Origin of the sequence: Nocardioides euryhalodurans (genome assembly GCF_004564375.1) — a bacterium.
GTDB lineage: Bacteria > Actinomycetota > Actinomycetes > Propionibacteriales > Nocardioidaceae > Nocardioides > Nocardioides euryhalodurans.
Genome location: NZ_CP038267.1, coordinates 296,663 through 313,207, shown reverse-complemented (window position 1 = coordinate 313,207; position 16,545 = coordinate 296,663). Strand labels below are relative to the sequence as shown.

Below are 16,545 nucleotides of genomic sequence, written 5' to 3'. Positions count from 1 at the left end.
CGGGGCCGGCGTCGGTGTGGGCGGCCGCTCAGGCCCCCATCGCGTGGAAGCCACCGTCGACGTGCACGATCTCCCCCGTGGTCGCGGGGAAGAAGTCGCTCAGCAGGGCGCAGACCGCGCGCGCGGTCGGGTCGTGGTCGCCCTCGTCCCAGCCGAGCGGGGCGCGGGTCTTCCACATCGACTCGAGGTCCTCGAAACCGGGGATGGCCTTGGCGGCCAGGGTCTTCAGCGGCCCGGCGGAGACCAGGTTGCAGCGGATCCCCTCGGCGCCGAGGTCGCGGGCGAGGTAGCGCGAGGTCGACTCGAGGCCGGCCTTCGCGACGCCCATCCAGTCGTACGCCGGCCACGCCGTGGTCGCGTCGAAGGTCAGGCCGACGATCGAGCCGCCCGACCCCATCAGCGGGCGGGCCGCGACGGCGAGCGCCTTGAGGGAGTACGCCGAGACCTGCACCGCCTGGGCGACGTCCTCCCACGGCCCCTCGAGGAACTTGCCCCCGAGCAGCGTCTCCGGGTTGCCGTAGGCGATCGAGTGGACCACCCCGTCGAGCCCGTCGACGTGCTCGCGCACGGCGTCGGCGAGGCCGTCGAGGTGGTCCTGGTCGGTCACGTCGAGCTCGAGGACCGGCGGCTCCGTGGGGAGCCGCTTGGCGATCCGTCGGGTGATGCCGAGGGCCCGCCCGAAGTTCGAGATCAGCACGGTGGCGCCCTGCTCCTGCGCCACCCGCGCGACCGCGTACCCGATCGAGCTGTCCATGGTCACGCCCGCGACCAGGATCCGCTTGCCGTCCAGGATGCCCATGTCAGTGCCCCATTCCGAGTCCGCCGTCGACCGGGATCACGGCTCCGGTCACGTAGCCGCCGTGCTCGCCGGTCAGCCACAGGACGGCCGCCGCGATCTCCTCCGGGGTGCCGTACCGCTGCAGCGGCACCTGCTGCTTGATGGTGTCCTTCTGCTCGTCGGTCAGCACCGCGGTCATGTCGGTGTCGACGAACCCGGGCGCGACCACGTTGGCCGTGATCGAGCGCGACCCGAGCTCCCGCGTCAGCGAGCGCGCCATGCCGACCAGGCCGGCCTTCGACGCGGCGTAGTTGACCTGCCCCGCCGAGCCGAGCAGCCCGACCACCGAGGAGATGAAGACGATCCGCCCCCGCCGGAGCCGGAGCATGCCCTTGGAGGCGCGCTTGGCGAGCCGGAAGGAGCCGGTCAGGTTGGTGTCGATGACGCGGGACCAGTCCTCCTCGCTCATCCGCAGCAGCAGCGTGTCGGCAGTGACACCGGCGTTGGCGACCAGCACCTCGACGGGCCCGTGCTCCTCCTCGATCCGGGAGAAGGCCTCGTCGACGGCGGCGGCGTCGGTGATGTCGCACACCAGGTCGAGGGAACCCTCGGGCCCCCCGCCGCTGCGACTGGTCACCGCGACGCGGTCGCCCTGGGCGAGGAAGGCCCCGGCGATGGCGCGTCCGATGCCGCGGTTGCCCCCGGTGACGAGGACCGATCTGGGTTCGTTGTCAGTCACGGTCACCGACGCTAGTGATTACCGGCGCGTACGCGGAACTCACTCGTCCTCCAGGCGGAACCCGACCTTGATCCCGACCTGGAAGTGCTCGACCTGGCCGTCCTTGACCTGGCCGCGCACCTGGGTGACCTCGAACCAGTCGACGTGGCGCAGAGTCTTGGCGGCGCGCTCGATGCCGTTGCGGACGGCCTGGTCGATCCCGTCGGGCGAGGTCCCGACGATCTCGGTGACGCGGTAGGTGCGGTTGGACATGGGGTCTCCTTCTGCGCAGGGCACGAGGTGGGTTCGGCGATCGTAGCGACGTACAGTCGTGAGCATGGCCCGCGACGACGCTGTGCGCATCACGACGGCGTCGTCGAGCGCCCACGAGGACATCGCCCGCCGGCAGCGTCGCTACGTCCTGTCGATGTCGCTGCGGACCGTCTGCTTCGTCGGCGCGATCCTGGTGGGACCCGGCTGGCTGCGGTGGGTGCTGGTGGCCGGCGCGGTCCTGCTCCCGTACGTCGCCGTGGTGATGGCGAACGCCGTCTCGACGAAGTCCGACGGATTCGCCCTCACGGGGTCACCGAATGCTCACCCGGAGCTCGGTGGAGGTACGGATTCCGCACCGCCACGCGGATACGACAGTATTTGACTTTCCCAGATCCCCTGACACAATTCACGACGAACTGTGTCTCCCCCGTCGCAGTTCGCAGGTGCCGGACGTCCTCCCCCGTGGTCGTCCGGCTTCCTGCATTTCGGGGCGCCGTCACCGGCCTCGGAGCAGGGCGCGAGGATGGACCCATGGACCAGGACCAGCCGACCTGCAGCGCCAAGGGCTGCCAGCAGGACGCCGTGTGGGCGCTGCTCTGGAACAACCCCAAGCTGCACACGCCTGACCGGCGCAAGACCTGGCTCGCCTGCGAGGAGCACCGGACGACGCTCTCCGACTTCCTGGGGGCGCGTCAGTTCCTCAAGGACGTGGTGCCGGTCTCGGAGGTCGGCACCGGCTGACGCCACGAGGGTGGACCTCGCGAGCGAGTCTCCGGGTTCGTCACCAACACGAGCGTGACGCGCCCCCGGTTTCGCCGGCCGACCGGGAAACCGGCATCACCTCACGCGCTACCCGCCGATCGCCGACATCGGCCGGTCAGGCTGCAGGAAGCTGGGGTCGTCGATGCCGTGTCCGGGCCGCTTGCCCCGCATCGCGATGACCCAGCGCTCGGCGACCTCCTCGTCGCTCGCCCCGGCCCGCATGGCGGTGCGCAGGTCGGACTCCTCCCGCGCGAAGAGGCAGTTGCGGACCTGGCCGTCGGCGGTCAGCCGCACCCGGTCGCAGTCGCCGCAGAAGGGACGCGTCACGGACGCGATGACACCGACCGTCGCCGGGCCGCCGTCGACGCGGAACAGCTCGGCCGGGGCGCTTCCCCGCGGCTCGGCCGCCGGGGTCAGGTCGAACTCGGCTCCGAGCCGCTCGAAGATCTCCTCGGCCGTCACCATGGCCGTGCGGCTCCAGTCGTGCTGGGCGTCCAGCGGCATCTGCTCGATGAACCGCAGGTGGTAGCCCTCGCCCACCGCCCAGCGGAGCAGCTCGGCCGCCTGGTCGTCGTTGGTGCCGCGCAGCAGCACGGCGTTCACCTTGACCGGCGTGAGCCCCGCCTCCTGGGCGGCCGCGAGGCCGGCGAGGACGTCGGCCAGCCGGTCGCGACGGGTGATCGCCTCGAAGGTGGTCCTGCGGACGGTGTCGAGGCTGACGTTGACCCGGTCCAGCCCGGCCTCCTTCAGCGCGCCGGCGGTCCGCGAGAGGCCGAGCGCGTTGGTGGTGAGACTCAGCTCGAGGTCCGGCCCGACCTCCCGGGTCCGGCGGACGATGTCGACGATGCCGCGGCGTACGAGCGGCTCACCGCCGGTGAAGCGGACCTCGCGGATGCCGAGCATCCGGACCCCGATGTCGACGAGCCGGACCACCTCGTCGTCGGTGAGGACCTCCTCGCCCGGCAGCCAGTCCAGTCCCTCCGCGGGCATGCAGTAGGAGCAGCGCAGGTTGCACCGATCGGTCAGGGAGACGCGCAGGTCGGTGGCGACCCTGCCGTAGCGGTCCTCGAGGGGCATGGCAGTCACAGGGCCGACTGTAGTCCGCGGATGGCTGGGTCCGAAGCCTTCCCGCGCCCCGGATAGCCTCGCGGGGTGCGTGCAGTGCGGTCCTGGGGATTCCTCGTCAGCCGGCGGTGGGTGGCGTTCGCCCTCGTCGTAGCCCTGCTGGCGTGGCTGGCCTGGTGGCTCGGCGAGTGGCAGTTCGGCCGCCTGGAGGACCGCAAGGCGCGCAACGCGATCATCGAGCGCAACGAGACCGCGCCGGTGGCGCCGGTGGCGGACCTGGTCAGCGAGGGCGGCGAGGTCGCGGTCGACGACGAGTGGCGGGTGGTCACGGCCACCGGCACGTACGCCGTCGAGGACACCGTGATCGTGCGCTATCGCACCCGCGACGGCGCCTCGGGCGTCGACGTCGTGGTGCCGCTGGTGACCGGCGACGGCACGGCCCTGCTGGTCGACCGCGGCTGGGTCGCCGCCGACAACCGGGGCACCGACGCCGGCGACGTCCCCGCACCGCCGGAGGGCGAGGTGACCGTCACCGGCTGGCTGCGCCGGGACGCGACCGGCGACAGCACCGCCGTCACCGACCAGTCCACGCGGTCGATCTCGAGCGAACGGATCGGCGAGGCCCTCGACCTCCCGGTCTACGGCGGCTTCGTCGACCTGCGCAGCGAGGACCCGGAGCCGGACCAGCCGCTCGCTCGGGCCGAGCTGCCCGAGCTCGACAACGGCCCGCACTTCTTCTACGGCCTGCAGTGGTGGTTCTTCGGACTGCTCGCGGTGGGCGGCTTCGGCTACCTGGCGTGGGACGAGCGGCGAGGCTCGCCCGGCCGCCGCGGTGGTCGGGGTGGCGCCCCGGACGACACGGGTCAGACCGTGCGCATCATGCCACCGTCGACCGGCACCATCACGCCGGTGACGAACGACGCGGCCGGGGACAGCAGGAAGGCAGCCACCCGCCCGAACTCCTCCGGCTCGCCGTAGCGGCCCAGCGGGATCTGCGCGACCATCCGCTCCTTCGCCGCGTCGGCGTCGCCGGTGAGGGCGTCGAGCTCGGCGACCCGGTCGGTGCCGACCCGTCCGGGGAGCAGCCCGTTGACCCGGACACCCTCCGGTCCCAGCTCGTCGGCGAGCTGCTTGGCGACCATGGCCAGGCCCGGCCGGAAGCCGTTGGAGGTCGCCATGTTGGGCAGCGGGCTGTGCACGCTCGTCGACAGCACCAGTGCCAGCGCCCCGCCGTGCGGAAGCTCCGGCCCGATCTCGCGGCACAGGCGGACGGCCCCCAGGAACACCGAGGCGAACGAGTCGGTCCACTGCTCGTCGGTGACCCCGGTGACCGGTCCGACCGGCGGCCCGCCGACCGAGACCAGCGCGCCGTCGATGCGGCCCCAGGCGTCCTGGGCCGCGGCCATCAGGCGGGCAGGGGTGTCGGGGTCGGCGTTGTCGGCCACGACGGCGCGGGCGGAGTCACCGAGCTCGGCGACGGCGGTGTCCAGGGCCTCCTCGCTCCGCCCCGAGAGCACGACCCGGGCACCCTCGGCGACCAGGGCGTCGGCGGTGGCGCGGCCGAGCCCGCGGCCGCCCCCGGTGACGATGAAGACGCGGTCGGTGAGTTCGAGATCCATGCGCCCGACCCTACCTAGGCGACCGGAGTGTCCTCGTCGAAGAACTGGGTCCGGTGGAGGTCGGCGTACAGGCCCCCGCGCGCGAGCAGCTCGGTGTGGGTCCCGGCCTGCACGATGCGCCCCTCGTCGAGGACGAGGATCCGGTCGGCGTTGCGCACGGTCGAGAGCCGGTGCGCGATCACGAGGGACGTTCGCCCCTCGAGCGCGGCGTCGAGCGCGCGCTGGACGGCCGCCTCCGACTCGCTGTCGAGGTGGGCCGTGGCCTCGTCGAGCACGACGATCTCGGGCGCCTTCAGCAGCAGCCGGGCGATGGCCAGCCGCTGGCGCTCGCCGCCGGAGAGCCGGTAGCCGCGGTCACCCACGACGGTGTCGAGCCCGTCGGGGAGCCCGCCGACCAGGTCGGCGATCTGGGCGGCCGCCAGGGCGTCCCAGATCTCCTGGTCCTCGGCCCCGGGCCGCGCGTAGAGCAGGTTGGCCCGGATCGTGTCGTGGAACATGTGGGCGTCCTGGGTGACGTAGCCGACGACGTCCTCGAGGGACTCCAGCGTGACGTCACGGACGTCGCGGCCGCCGACGCGCACGACCCCGTCGTCGGCGTCGTAGAGGCGCGCGACGAGGTGGGTGACGGTGGTCTTGCCGGCGCCCGAGGGGCCGACGAGGGCCACCATCTGGCCGGGGTCGGCGCGGAAGCTGATGTCGCGCAGCACCTGCCCGGAGTCGCGTGACTCGGTCCGGGCGACGGTCTCGAGCGAGGCCAGGGAGATCTGGTCGGCGCGGGGGTAGCGGAAGGCGACCCGGTCGAACTCCAGCGACGAGGCGCTCCGCGGCAGTGCCACGGCGTCGTCGGACTCCTGGACCATCGAGGGCAGGTCGAGCACCTCGAAGACCCGCTCGAAGCTCACGAGCGCTGTCATGACGTCGATCCGGACGTTGGAGAGGCTCTGCAGCGGGCCCAGCAGCCGGACCAGCAGCGTCCCCAGCGCGAGCACGGTGCCGAGCGTCAGGCCGCCGTCGATCACCAGCTGGCCGCCGACGCCGTAGACGACCGCGAGCGCCAGCGCGGGGACGGTCAGCACGACGGCGACGAAGATGCGCGTCACGAGCGCGATCCGTACGCCGAGGTCGCGCACCTGCCCCGCCTTCGAGGCGAACAACCGGTCCTCGGTCTCCCGGTGGCCGAACAGCTTCAGCAGCATCGCGCCGCCGACGTTGAAACGCTCGGTCATGGCGTTGCCCATGTCGGCGTTGCCGTCCATCTGCTCGCGGGTGAGCGAGGCGAGCCGGTTGCTGACCCAGCGCGAGCTGAGGAAGAGGATCGGGAAGAGGGCCAGGCACAGCAGGGTGACCTGCCAGCTGAGCGCGAACATGGCGATGCCGACCACGACCGCCGAGACCGCGCTCGAGACCGTGTTGGACAGCGTCGAGGTGAAGGCGCGCTGCGCACCGATCACGTCGTTGTTGAGGCGGGAGACGAGCGCGCCCGTCTGGGTGCGCGTGAAGAAGGCCAGCGACTGTCGCTGCACGTGGCCGAAGACCTGGGTGCGCAGGTCGAAGATCAGCCCCTCGCCGATGCGGGAGGAGAGGTAGCCGCTCGCGATCGACAGCACGGCCCCGACCAGGGCGACGCCTGCCATCGCGACGGCCAGCGTCGTGACCAGACCGCCGTCGCCGGCGAGGATGCCGTCGTCCACGATCCGCTGCACGAGCAGCGGGTTGACCACGACGAGCATCGAGTCGATGACGGTGACCACGAGGAAGAGCGCGATGGCGCCGCGGTGCGGCCCGGCGAAGCCCATGACCCGCCGGACGGTGCCGCGCTCGACCCGGCCCTTGGCGGCGTCACGATCCGTACGCATGTGCCGCCATGCCGGCCCCATCCCACTACCCAGCGACACCTACGCCTCCTGTCCCACCCGGCTCCTGCCGGGTCATCCGCCCATCAGCCGGGCGAGCTCGCGGAACCTCCGCACCTGCGCCCCCCGCTCGAACCGGCGCTGCTCGTCGAGCGTGCGACCGGCGGCGCCGAGGAGCAGCTCCTTGGTCTCCCTGACCGCACCCGCCATCGGAGCGGTCAGTGCCGCCGCCAGGTCGGCGACGGCGTCGTCCAGCTGGTCGGCGGGCACGGCCGCCGTGGCGAGCCCGATGTCGACAGCCTCCGCGGCCCCCACCATGCGAGCGGTCACGCAGATCTCGAGTGCCCTGGCGTAGCCAACGCTCTCGACCAGCGGTTTTGTTCCCGTCAGGTCGGGCACCAGGCCCAGCGTCGACTCCAGCATGGCCAGCTGGGCGTCGTCCGCGAGCACCCGGAGGTCGCAAGCCAGCGCGAGCTGGAAGCCGGCGCCGACGGCGTACCCCTGCACCTGGGCGACGGACACGAAGCGCGGGTCCCGGAGGAAGGTGAAGCCCCGCTGGTAGTCGTCGATGGTCGCCGCCATGGCCTCGTCGTCGAGCGCGAGCAGCCCGGCCACGGTCTCCTGGCCGTCGCCGCCCCCGGGTGCGAGCATCGCGCGGTCGAGCCCGGCCGAGAACGAGTGCCCCTCCCCCTTCACGACGACCACGCGTACGTCGTCGGGGAGCTGCTCGCCGAGGTGGGCCAGCGCGCGCCACATCCGGGGAGTCTGGGCGTTGCGGACCTCGGGCCGGGCGAGCGTAATCGTGGCGACCGGACCGTCGACGTCGTGGCGCAGGCCAGCGGCCTCCAGCTCTGCGGGAGTCATGCTCCCAGCATCGCAGCGGCGGCTCAGGCGAGCGACACGAGGTCGGCGTAGTCCTCGGTCCAGAGGTCCTCGACGCCGTCGGGGAGGATCAGCACGCGGTCCGGCTGCAGCGCGTGGACAGCGCCCTCGTCGTGGGTGACGAGGATGATCGCCCCGGCGTACTCGCGAATCGCCGCGAGCACCTCCTCACGGGAGGCCGGGTCGAGGTTGTTGGTCGGCTCGTCGAGCAGCAGCACGTTGGCCGACGACACCACGAGGATCGCCAGCGCGAGCCGGGTCTTCTCGCCGCCCGACAGCACCTTGGCGGGCTTGTGGGCGTCGTCGCCGGAGAAGAGGAACGACCCGAGCACCGAGCGGGCCTCGGTGTCGGTGAGCTGGGGTGCCGCCGCGTGGAGGTTCTCCAGCACGGTCCGCTCGACGTCGAGCGTCTCGTGCTCCTGCGCGTAGTAGCCGAGCTTCAGGCCGTGCCCGGGCAGCACCTGACCGGTGTCGGGCCGGTCCACCCCGCCGAGGATCCGCAGCAGGGTGGTCTTCCCCGCGCCGTTCAGGCCCAGGATGACGACCCGGCTGCCGCGGTCGATGGCGAGGTCCACGTCGGTGAACACCTCGAGCGAGCCGTAGGACTTGGAGAGCTCGGCAGCCGTGAGCGGGGTCTTGCCGCAGGGGGCCGGCGCGGGGAAGGCGATCCTCGCCACGCGGTCGGCCTTGCGCTCGCCCTCGACGCCGGACATCAGCTTCTCCGCACGCTTGAGCATCGACTGGGCGGCCTGTGCCTTGGTGGCCTTGGCCCGCATCTTGTTGGCCTGGTCGGTGAGGACCTTGGCCTTGCTCTCGGCGTTGACGCGCTCGCGCTTGCGGCGCTTCTCGTCGGTCTCACGCTGCTGGAGGTAGGCCTTCCAGCCCATGTTGTAGACGTCGATCTCGGCCCGGTTGGCGTCGAGGTGGAGGACCCGGGTCACCGTCGCGTCGAGCAGCGCCGTGTCGTGGCTGATCACGACCAGCCCGCCCTGGTGGGACCGGAGGAACTCCCGCAGCCAGACGATCGAGTCGGCGTCGAGGTGGTTGGTGGGCTCGTCGAGGAGCAGCGTGTCGGCACCCGAGAAGAGGATGCGGGCGAGCTCGACCCGACGCCGCTGGCCACCGGAGAGGGTCTTCAGCGGCTGGCCGAGCAGCCGGTCCTCGATGCCCAGGCTGTGGGCGATCCGCGCCGCCTCCGACTCGGCGGCGTAGCCACCGCCGGCGTGCAGCTCGGCGTCGGCGCGGCTGTAGCGCCGCATCGCGCGCTCGCGGACCTCCGGGTCGTCGCTGCCCATCTCGGTCTCGGCCGCGCGCAGCTTGCGTACGACGTCGTCGAGTCCGCGCGCCGAGAGGATCCGGTCGCGGGCGAGCACCTCGGGGTCTCCGGTGCGCGGGTCCTGCGGGAGGTAGCCGACCTCGCCGGTGCGCAGCACCTTGCCGGAGGCGGGCAGCGCCTCGCCGGCGAGGATCTTGGTCAGGGTGGTCTTGCCGGCGCCGTTGCGGCCCACGAGGCCGACCTTGTCGCCCGGGGCCACCCGGAAGTCGACGTCCGCCATGAGGAGCCTCGCCCCGGCACGGACTTCGAGCTGGTGGGCGGTGATCATCAGGGTCGCTAGCCTAGGCGGGCAGGCACGGCGCCTCGCAATCGGCGACCCACCCAGAGGAGCAGCGCGTGCGCTTCAACCCCAAGGCCCGTCTCGACACGCGGCGGGTCCGCGACTCCGGCCGCTCCGGAGGCGGCGGCTCGCGGATGCCCGGAGGCGGGGGCCGGCTGCCGATCCCCGGGGGTGCCGCGGCCGGCGGCGGGCTGGGCGGGTTGCTGGTGATCGTCCTGGTCATCGTCGTGATGCAGTTCATGGGCGGCGGCGGGGGCGGCGCGCCGACCGCCTCGGACGACCTGGACCTCAGCCGCGTGCAGGGCGACGACAGCCAGCGCTACGCCAGCTGCGAGACCGGCGCCGACGCCAACCAGGACGTCGACTGCGCTCGCGTGGCCGTCGAGAACTCCCTCACCGCCTACTGGTCGGACACGCTTCCGGAGCAGGCCGACGCCGACTTCCGGCCCGAGCAGGTGATGGCGACGTTCACGGGCGCGGTCAGCACCGGCTGCGGCCAGGCCACCTCCGACGTCGGGCCCTTCTACTGCCCGCCCGACGAGGGGATCTACCTCGACACGACCTTCTTCGAGGACGTGCTGCAGCAGGGGCTGGGCGGGCCGGCGGGTGCCTTCGTGGAGCCGTACGTCCTCGCCCACGAGTACGGCCACCACATCCAGAACGTGCTCGGCACGATGGGCCGGGTCCGCACCCAGCAGGGTCCTGAGAGCGACGCGGTCCGGCTCGAGCTCCAGGCCGACTGCTACGCCGGGATGTGGACCGGCAGCGCCACCACCGCCACCGACGAGCAGGGCGAGGCGTTCATCAGCGAGCTCTCGCAGACCGACATCGACCAGGCGATCGCGGCCGCCAAGGCGGTCGGGGACGACCGCATCCAGGACCGTACGACCGGCCGGGTCAACCCTGCGGAGTGGACCCATGGCTCGGCGGAGCAGCGGCAGCGCTGGTTCAAGGTCGGCTACGAGCAGGGCTCGCTGGAGGCCTGCGACACGTTCGCAACCGACACCCTGTGAGGCGCAGGTCGAGATAGTGCGTCACGGATCGGTCGTCGGACGGCCGGATCCACGACCGAAACGTGACGTACTATCGCCCCCCGCTCACTCCTCGAGCAGCGCCTCGATCTGGGCGAACTGCCGCTGCAGGGTCCGCAGGTGGGGCGCGACGGCGGGGTGGCGGAACTTCGCGACGAGGGCACCCTCTCCCCCACTGACCCGTTCGAGCGCCCAGTCGGCCCGGGTCAGGGCGGTGTAGACGGCCGTGACCCGGGCGCCGGTGACCACGTCCTCCGCCGAGGCCAGCCCGTCAGGCAGCCCCATCAGGTACGCCTCCAGCAGCGGGTCGAACTCCTCGCGGGAGGCCAGGGAGTAGAGGCCGAGGTCGCTGCCGACGTGGCCCACCCCGAGCATCGCCCAGTCGATCGCGACGACGTGGTCGGCCTCGCGCCCCGGGAGGTTCGCGGGTGCCGGGTCGCCGTGCTGGGGCACCTGCGGCAGCGCGTCGACCCGATCCAGCATGCTCTGGCGACGCTTCCAGAGGTGGTCGGCCACGTCGGCCACCGGCGTCCGGGCCAGGGTGGGCCAGCCACCGCGACGCTCCACCCGGGTGAGCCGGTCGCGCAGCTGGTCGCGTGCGAGGAACGTCGGGCGGACGACGAGGCTGCCCGCGAAGCGGCCCAGCGCCATGGCGACGAAGAGCCCGCTGGTCGCGGCGTCCTCCACCCACTCCCGGGTGATCGTGATCCCCTCGGTGTCCTCCTCGACGGCCGCCGAGGGCGCGCGCAGGCCGTCGGTCGACCCCACGATGCCGGTCGAGAGGGTGTCGGCCTCGCGGCGCCAGTACGCGAAGTGGGCCGGCTGGCTCAGCTCGCCCGGGTCGTGGGGAGCGGGGCGCGCCAGCCGCTTGACGACGACGGGCTGGTCGCCGAGCGCCGCGCGCCAGACGCCGACGGTCGAGGTGCCGGTGCCGCCGGGCAGCGGATGCCAGTCCGGCTCCGGCTCCCACATGGAGGGGACGTTAGCCGATGTCGCGCCGCGTGAAGGCGAACCAGCCCGTGGCGCTCATCAGCGCCGCGACTGCCAGGACCACGACGAAGGCGGCCGGATCGGCCGGCTCCACGGGCACCATCGCGAGGTGCTCGAAGGGAGACAGGTCCCGCAGCCAGTCCGGGAAGCGCAGCACCTCCCCCAGGATCAGCACGACGGCGCAGAAGCCGAGCCCCAACCACGCGAACGAGGCCAGCCGGGCGCCGAACCCGTAGAGCAGTCTCGCCAGCCCCGCCAGCACGAGCACCGCCGGGAGCCAGGACAGCGTCTGCCAGGTGAACCGCCAGACCGCTCCGGGCGCGTCGACCACCAGGACGTAGCCCACGCCCATGCCCACCCCGGCGGCACCCAGCACCAGCACGGTCCCGAGCACGGTCACGGAGACCTGCGCGAGCAGCCAGCGGCTGCGCGAGATGCCGGTGGCGAGCAGCGGCTCGGCTCGCCCGTCGTCCTCCTCGCCCCGCGGCCGCAGCGCCGACGAGATCGCGAAGCCGCAGCTCAGCATCGCCAGCATCAGCATGGAGATGGCGTGGAAGCCCCGGACCAGGTCGGCCCCACCGGCAGCCATCATCTGCCGGGCCGCTTCGCTGTCGCCGATCAGGTCACCGGCGCTGTCCCCGATGGTCCCGTAGGCCACGCCGACCAGCAGCATCCCGGCCCCCCACCCGAGGAGCGCTCCGCGCTGCAGGCGCCAGGCCAGCCCGAAGGGCGAGGAGAGGCGGGCCGACGCCACGCCCGGCCCGGGGCGCGCCGCCAGCACGCCGGAGCCGATGTCGCGCCGCTCGAAGACCGCCACCGCCGCCAGGGACGTCACGACCGTCGCCACGAGCAGCAGCAGGGCAGGCCACCACTGCAGGTCGCTGAAGGCGTACATCCGCTGGTACCAGCCGATGGGGCTGAGCCACGACAGCGCCTCGTTGCCCACGTCGCCGACCGCCCTCAGCGCGTACGCCGCCGCCATCACCGCCCCGGTGAGCCCGTAGGCCGCGCGCGTGGTCGAGGTGAGCTGGGCGGCGAAGAGGGCGACCGCGCCGAAGAGCAGTCCGCACAGCCCCAGCCCGACGCCCAGCGCGACGGAGTCGGCCGTCGCCAGGGGCACCGAGACCAGGCTCAGTGCCACCAGCGCCGCGATCAGGAGGTTCGCGGTCAGGACCACGAGCATCGTCGCCGCCAGGGGCGCCCGCCGGCCCACGGCCGCCGAGCGGACCAGCTCGTCGCGACCGCTCTCCTCCTCGCCCCGCGTGTGCCGCCCGACGAGGAACATGCTCATCAGGCCCGCGAGGATCGCCCCGAAGGCCGTCGCCTGCCAGGTGACCTGGCCGCCGACGGTGTTGAGGGCGCGGGCCGGACCGGTCATCGCGATCATCGCCGGGTTCGACTCCATCGCCGCTGCAGCCCGGTCGAACTCCGCCTGGGTCGCGTAGAGGCTCTCGACGCTGATCGCCTGGCTCCAGTAGGAGACCGTGATCGCGACCGTCCACCAGAGGACGACCCAGCGGTCCCGGCGGAGGAACGCGCGGTACAGGATGCCGGTCCCGGTCACGACGCCTGCTCCTCCTCGGCCGGGTCGAGCTGGTCGCCGTAGTGCCGGAGGAAGAGCTCCTCCAGGGTGGGCGGCGTGGCGGTCAGGCTGCGCAGACCGGCCCGGTGCAGCACTCCGATCGCCTCGTCGAGGCGGGCCGTGTCGACCTCGCACCACACCCGCAGATCCTCGACGACGAGGTCGTGCACCCCCTCGAGAGCCTCCAGCCCCACTGGGGGCGAGGCCACCTCGGCCGCGAGGGACGTCCGGGTGAGGTGACGCAGCTCCGCCAGCGTGCCGCTCTCCACGCAGGAACCGGACCGGATGATGCTGACGCGGTCGCAGAGACGCTCCACCTCGGCGAGGATGTGGCTGGAGAGCAGCACGGTGCGTCCCTGCTCGCGGAAGTCCTGGACGCAGTCCTGGAAGACCGACTCCATCAGCGGGTCGAGGCCCGAGGTCGGCTCGTCGAGGAGCAGCAGCTCGACGTCGGCGGCGAGCGCGGCGACGAGGGCGACCTTCTGCCGGTTGCCCTTCGAGTAGCTGCGGCCCTTCTTGGTCGGGTCGAGCTCGAAGCGCTCCACGAGCTCGTCACGACGGCGGCGGTCGAGGCCGCCACGCAGCCGGCCGAGCAGGTCGATGACCTCACCGCCGGTCAGGTTGGGCCACAGGCTCACGTCGCCCGGCACGTAGGCGAGCCGTCGGTGGAGCGCGGCCGCGTCGCGCCACGGGTCGCCCCCCAGCAGGCTCACCTCGCCCTCGTCCTTGCGGAGCAGGCCCAGCAGCACGCGGATGGTCGTGGACTTGCCCGACCCGTTGGGCCCGAGGAAGCCGTGGACCTCGCCCGCGGCGACGGAGAGGTCGAGCCGGTCGAGGGCGAGGGTGGCGCCGAAGGTCTTGGTGAGCCCCTGGATCTGGATCGGTGCGGTCACCCCTCGAGCGTACACGTCTTTCAGAATTTTCTGAATACTGCGATAGTTGGACCATGACCGACGCCCGCGACCGCTACGTCGAGCGGATGGGGGCCGCCCTGTCCGACGCCGGCCTCCAGCGGCTGCCCTCCCGTGTCTTCGCCGCGCTCACCAGTGACGACGACGGCCGGATGACCTCCGCCGAGCTGGTCGAGACCCTGCGTGTCAGCCCCGCGTCTGTCTCCGGTGCGGTGCGCTACCTCGCGCAGATCGGCTTCCTCCACCGCGAGCGCGAGCGCGGCGGTCGACGCGACGTCTACGTCGTCGACGACGACGCGTGGCTGCAGGCCATGCTCCGCGAGGACCAGGTGTACGCCCCGATGGTCACCGCGCTCGACGATGCGCTGCGCGACCTCCCCGACGCGTCACCGGCGCGTCACCGGCTGCTGCTGATGCGCGAGTTCCTCGTGTTCGTCGGCGGCGAGATGGACGGCATCGCTCAACGGTGGCTCGCCCGGCGGGCCGAGATCGAGCAGGACCTCGGCTAGCGTCAGCGCGTGACCTCACCGCTCCTCGACACCACCAGCCGCGCCCTGCGCCGGATCGCCCTCGACAAGCAGCGCAGCGGCCGCGTCCCCGGCCTCTTCGCGGGCGTGCAGCGCGGCGGCAGCATCGTCTGGGGCGACGGCGTGGGGCGGGTCTCGCTCGACCGGGAGGGCACTCCCGGGGAGGACGACCAGTTCCTCGTCGCCTCGAACTCCAAGACCTTCACCGCGGTGATGGTGATGCAGCTGCGCGACGAGGGGCGTCTCGACCTCGGCGACCGGATCGCCGAGCACCTCCCCGAGGTCAGCCACCCGTTGAGCGTCCGGCAGGGTCTCGCACACGTGTCCGGCATGCAGCGGGAGCCCGTCGGCGACGTCTGGGAGACCCTCGAGCAGCCGACGACCGAGGAGCTGCTCGCCGGGTTCGTCGAGGCGGAGGTCATCGGCCGGCCGCACGACCGCTGGCACTACTCCAACACCGTCTACGCGATCCTGGGCGAGCTGGTCGCGCGGCTGGACGGGCGGTCCTGGGAGGAGTCGCTCCGGGCGAGGCTGCTCGACCCGCTGGAGCTCCGGCGCACGTCGGTGGGCTTCGACTCAGGTCCGCACGCCGACGGCTACTACGTCGCCCCGTACGACGACGTCCCCCGCCCCGAGCCGGTGCTCGACCTGCGGGCGATGGCGCCGTGCGGCGGCATGGCCAGCACGGCCCGCGACCTCGCACGCTGGTCGGCCTTCGTCGCCGACCCCGACCCGGCGGTGCTCTCCCCCGACACGCTCGAGGAGATGTGCCAGCCGCAGGCGCTCATGGACGTCGTCGGCTGGACCGCGGGCATGGGGCTCGGCTTCTTCCTGGTCCGGTCGAAGGCCGGGCGCACCTGGGTCGGCCACACCGGCGGCATGCCCGGCCACATCACCGGCCTCTTCACCCATCGCGAGTCCGGCACGGGCGCCGTGGTGCTCATGAACGCGAGCGCCGCGCCCGACCCGGCCGCCTTCGCCCTGGAGCTGGGCGAGCACGTCGTCGTCCACGACCCGGAGGAGCCGGAGCCGTGGGCACCGGGCACCGACCTGCCGGCCGAGCTCGCCGGGCTGCGGGGCGTGTGGTTCAGCGAGGGCACGCCGTTCGTCTTCTCCGTGGTCGACGGCCACCTCGAGGCCCGCCATCCCGACCTGCCGAAGGACCGTCCGTCCTCGGTGTTCGAGCCGGTCGGCGACGACGTGTTCCGCACCGTCAAGGGGCGCGAGCGGGGCGAGCTGCTGCGCGTCACCCGTGACGCGGACGGCGTCCCGGTCAAGCTCAACTGGGCGACCTACCTCGTGACCCGGGAGCCGCTCGCGTTCGGGGAGACCCCGGCGCGCTGATCAGGCGTTGTGGACCTCGACCCGGATCGACCGGGCGTCGAGGATCGCGGCGTCGAGGACCTGCCGGCGCGGGTCGGGCACGGGCAGCCACGGCTCGACCACCGACAGGTGGCGCAGCCGCGGGTCGGCGAGCACCTCGCCGACGGCGCCGTGGTCGCCACCCGTCACGAGCGGTCCGGGCCCCAGGATCCGGGCAGCATGGTCGGCCGCCGCCTCGTAGGCCTCCCTCGCCTGCTTGTCGCGCCGCCGGGCGAACCGCTGCTGGCTCTGGCCCCCCGCCTTGGTCCGCCCCTGGACGTGGCGCTGCCCGATCTTGTGGGCGGCCAGCTCGGCACCGGCCATCCGGGCGACGGCGAAGCCGCCCTTGCGGACCAGCAGCACCCCCCACCCGGCAGGCGGGACGGTGGCGTCGGCGAACCCGCTCGGCCCCCCGTCGTACGACGACGCGAAGGGCAGCCGGGCCGTGAAGGTCGACCCGTCGGGGGCGGCGCCCCGCAACGAGCCGTCGACGGTGAGCTCCACCCCGCCGTGCCGGGTCGCGAAGTTGTCGACCCACCGCGCCCAGCGACCGGGCGGGACCAGGACCTCGACCAC

General features: G+C 72.7%; 18 protein-coding genes. 6 read left to right on the top strand and 12 right to left on the bottom strand.

What is annotated here, in order from left to right:
• Nucleotides 1-28 precede the first annotated feature (28 nt).
• From fabI to EXE57_RS01465, 3 genes are read right to left on the bottom strand one after another with little or no spacing between them, the layout of a single operon-like run.
• Nucleotides 29-799 (bottom strand): enoyl-ACP reductase FabI, encoded by a 771-nt coding sequence (fabI, locus tag EXE57_RS01475; RefSeq protein WP_135073333.1) that lies wholly within the window; start codon nt 797-799, stop codon nt 29-31.
• Nucleotide 800: 1 nt separating this feature from the next.
• Nucleotides 801-1,517 carry a beta-ketoacyl-ACP reductase gene (locus EXE57_RS01470; protein WP_244246945.1) on the bottom strand — a complete coding sequence of 239 codons (717 nt, stop codon included), beginning with the start codon at nt 1,515-1,517 and terminating at the stop codon, nt 801-803.
• Between the two features lie 39 nt (nt 1,518-1,556).
• Complete coding sequence (locus EXE57_RS01465) at nt 1,557-1,769, bottom strand: dodecin (protein WP_135073329.1); 213 nt, start codon at nt 1,767-1,769, stop codon at nt 1,557-1,559.
• 64 nt (nt 1,770-1,833) lie between these two features.
• Here EXE57_RS01465 and EXE57_RS01460 point away from each other — a divergent pair, with 64 nt between their 5' ends.
• Both EXE57_RS01460 and EXE57_RS01455 read left to right on the top strand, forming a co-directional pair.
• Complete coding sequence (locus EXE57_RS01460) at nt 1,834-2,151, top strand: DUF3099 domain-containing protein (RefSeq protein WP_135073327.1); 318 nt, start codon at nt 1,834-1,836, stop codon at nt 2,149-2,151.
• Between the two features lie 149 nt (nt 2,152-2,300).
• Nucleotides 2,301-2,510, top strand: coding sequence for a hypothetical protein (locus EXE57_RS01455; RefSeq protein WP_135073325.1), 210 nt, complete (start codon nt 2,301-2,303; stop codon nt 2,508-2,510).
• Between the two features lie 108 nt (nt 2,511-2,618).
• On the opposite strand, the gene moaA is transcribed toward EXE57_RS01455, so the two are convergent.
• Entirely contained in the window at nt 2,619-3,608 is a 990-nt protein-coding gene (gene moaA / locus EXE57_RS01450) for a GTP 3',8-cyclase MoaA (protein ID WP_135080497.1), read from the bottom strand.
• 75 nt (nt 3,609-3,683) lie between these two features.
• Between moaA and EXE57_RS01445 the strand changes: the two genes are divergently transcribed.
• Complete coding sequence (locus EXE57_RS01445; RefSeq protein WP_244246944.1) at nt 3,684-4,574, top strand: SURF1 family cytochrome oxidase biogenesis protein; 891 nt, start codon at nt 3,684-3,686, stop codon at nt 4,572-4,574.
• Here EXE57_RS01445 and EXE57_RS01440 read toward each other — a convergent pair.
• From EXE57_RS01440 to EXE57_RS01425, 4 genes are all read right to left on the bottom strand, one after another.
• On the bottom strand, nt 4,460-5,215 hold the full coding sequence (locus tag EXE57_RS01440; protein WP_135073323.1) for an SDR family oxidoreductase: 756 nt from the start codon (nt 5,213-5,215) through the stop codon (nt 4,460-4,462). The two genes, EXE57_RS01445 and EXE57_RS01440, sit on opposite strands and share 115 nt — an antisense overlap.
• A 14-nt stretch (nt 5,216-5,229) precedes the next feature.
• Entirely contained in the window at nt 5,230-7,071 is a 1,842-nt protein-coding gene (locus EXE57_RS01435) for an ABC transporter ATP-binding protein (RefSeq protein WP_244246943.1), read from the bottom strand.
• Nucleotides 7,072-7,143: 72 nt separating this feature from the next.
• Nucleotides 7,144-7,932 (bottom strand): enoyl-CoA hydratase/isomerase family protein, encoded by a 789-nt coding sequence (locus EXE57_RS01430; protein WP_135073321.1) that lies wholly within the window; start codon nt 7,930-7,932, stop codon nt 7,144-7,146.
• A gap of 23 nt (nt 7,933-7,955) precedes the next feature.
• A complete protein-coding gene (locus EXE57_RS01425) occupies nt 7,956-9,554 on the bottom strand; it encodes an ABC-F family ATP-binding cassette domain-containing protein (RefSeq protein WP_135073319.1) in 1,599 nt (532 codons plus the stop codon).
• A gap of 68 nt (nt 9,555-9,622) precedes the next feature.
• Here EXE57_RS01425 and ypfJ point away from each other — a divergent pair, with 68 nt between their 5' ends.
• Nucleotides 9,623-10,579 (top strand): KPN_02809 family neutral zinc metallopeptidase, encoded by a 957-nt coding sequence (gene ypfJ / locus EXE57_RS01420; RefSeq protein WP_135073317.1) that lies wholly within the window; start codon nt 9,623-9,625, stop codon nt 10,577-10,579.
• Between the two features lie 84 nt (nt 10,580-10,663).
• On the opposite strand, the gene EXE57_RS01415 is transcribed toward ypfJ, so the two are convergent.
• Genes EXE57_RS01415 through EXE57_RS01405 form a run of 3 tightly spaced genes read right to left on the bottom strand, consistent with a single transcriptional unit; the run spans nt 10,664 to nt 14,062 of the window.
• Entirely contained in the window at nt 10,664-11,569 is a 906-nt protein-coding gene (locus EXE57_RS01415) for a phosphotransferase (protein WP_135073315.1), read from the bottom strand.
• Between the two features lie 10 nt (nt 11,570-11,579).
• A complete protein-coding gene (locus EXE57_RS20285) occupies nt 11,580-13,151 on the bottom strand; it encodes an ABC transporter permease (protein WP_135073313.1) in 1,572 nt (523 codons plus the stop codon).
• The gene (locus EXE57_RS01405; RefSeq protein ID WP_135073311.1) at nt 13,148-14,062 is read right to left on the bottom strand and encodes an ABC transporter ATP-binding protein; all 915 of its coding nucleotides are present in this window, start codon (nt 14,060-14,062) and stop codon (nt 13,148-13,150) included. Before EXE57_RS01405 ends, EXE57_RS20285 begins: the two co-directional genes overlap by 4 nt.
• Before the next feature lie 53 nt (nt 14,063-14,115).
• Here EXE57_RS01405 and EXE57_RS01400 point away from each other — a divergent pair, with 53 nt between their 5' ends.
• Both EXE57_RS01400 and EXE57_RS01395 read left to right on the top strand, forming a co-directional pair.
• The gene (locus tag EXE57_RS01400; RefSeq protein ID WP_135073309.1) at nt 14,116-14,589 is read left to right on the top strand and encodes a GbsR/MarR family transcriptional regulator; all 474 of its coding nucleotides are present in this window, start codon (nt 14,116-14,118) and stop codon (nt 14,587-14,589) included.
• Between the two features lie 9 nt (nt 14,590-14,598).
• Entirely contained in the window at nt 14,599-15,951 is a 1,353-nt protein-coding gene (locus EXE57_RS01395; protein ID WP_135073307.1) for a serine hydrolase domain-containing protein, read from the top strand.
• Here EXE57_RS01395 and EXE57_RS01390 read toward each other — a convergent pair whose 3' ends face one another.
• Nucleotides 15,952-16,545 carry an acVLRF1 family peptidyl-tRNA hydrolase gene (locus tag EXE57_RS01390; RefSeq protein ID WP_135073305.1) on the bottom strand — a complete coding sequence of 198 codons (594 nt, stop codon included), beginning with the start codon at nt 16,543-16,545 and terminating at the stop codon, nt 15,952-15,954.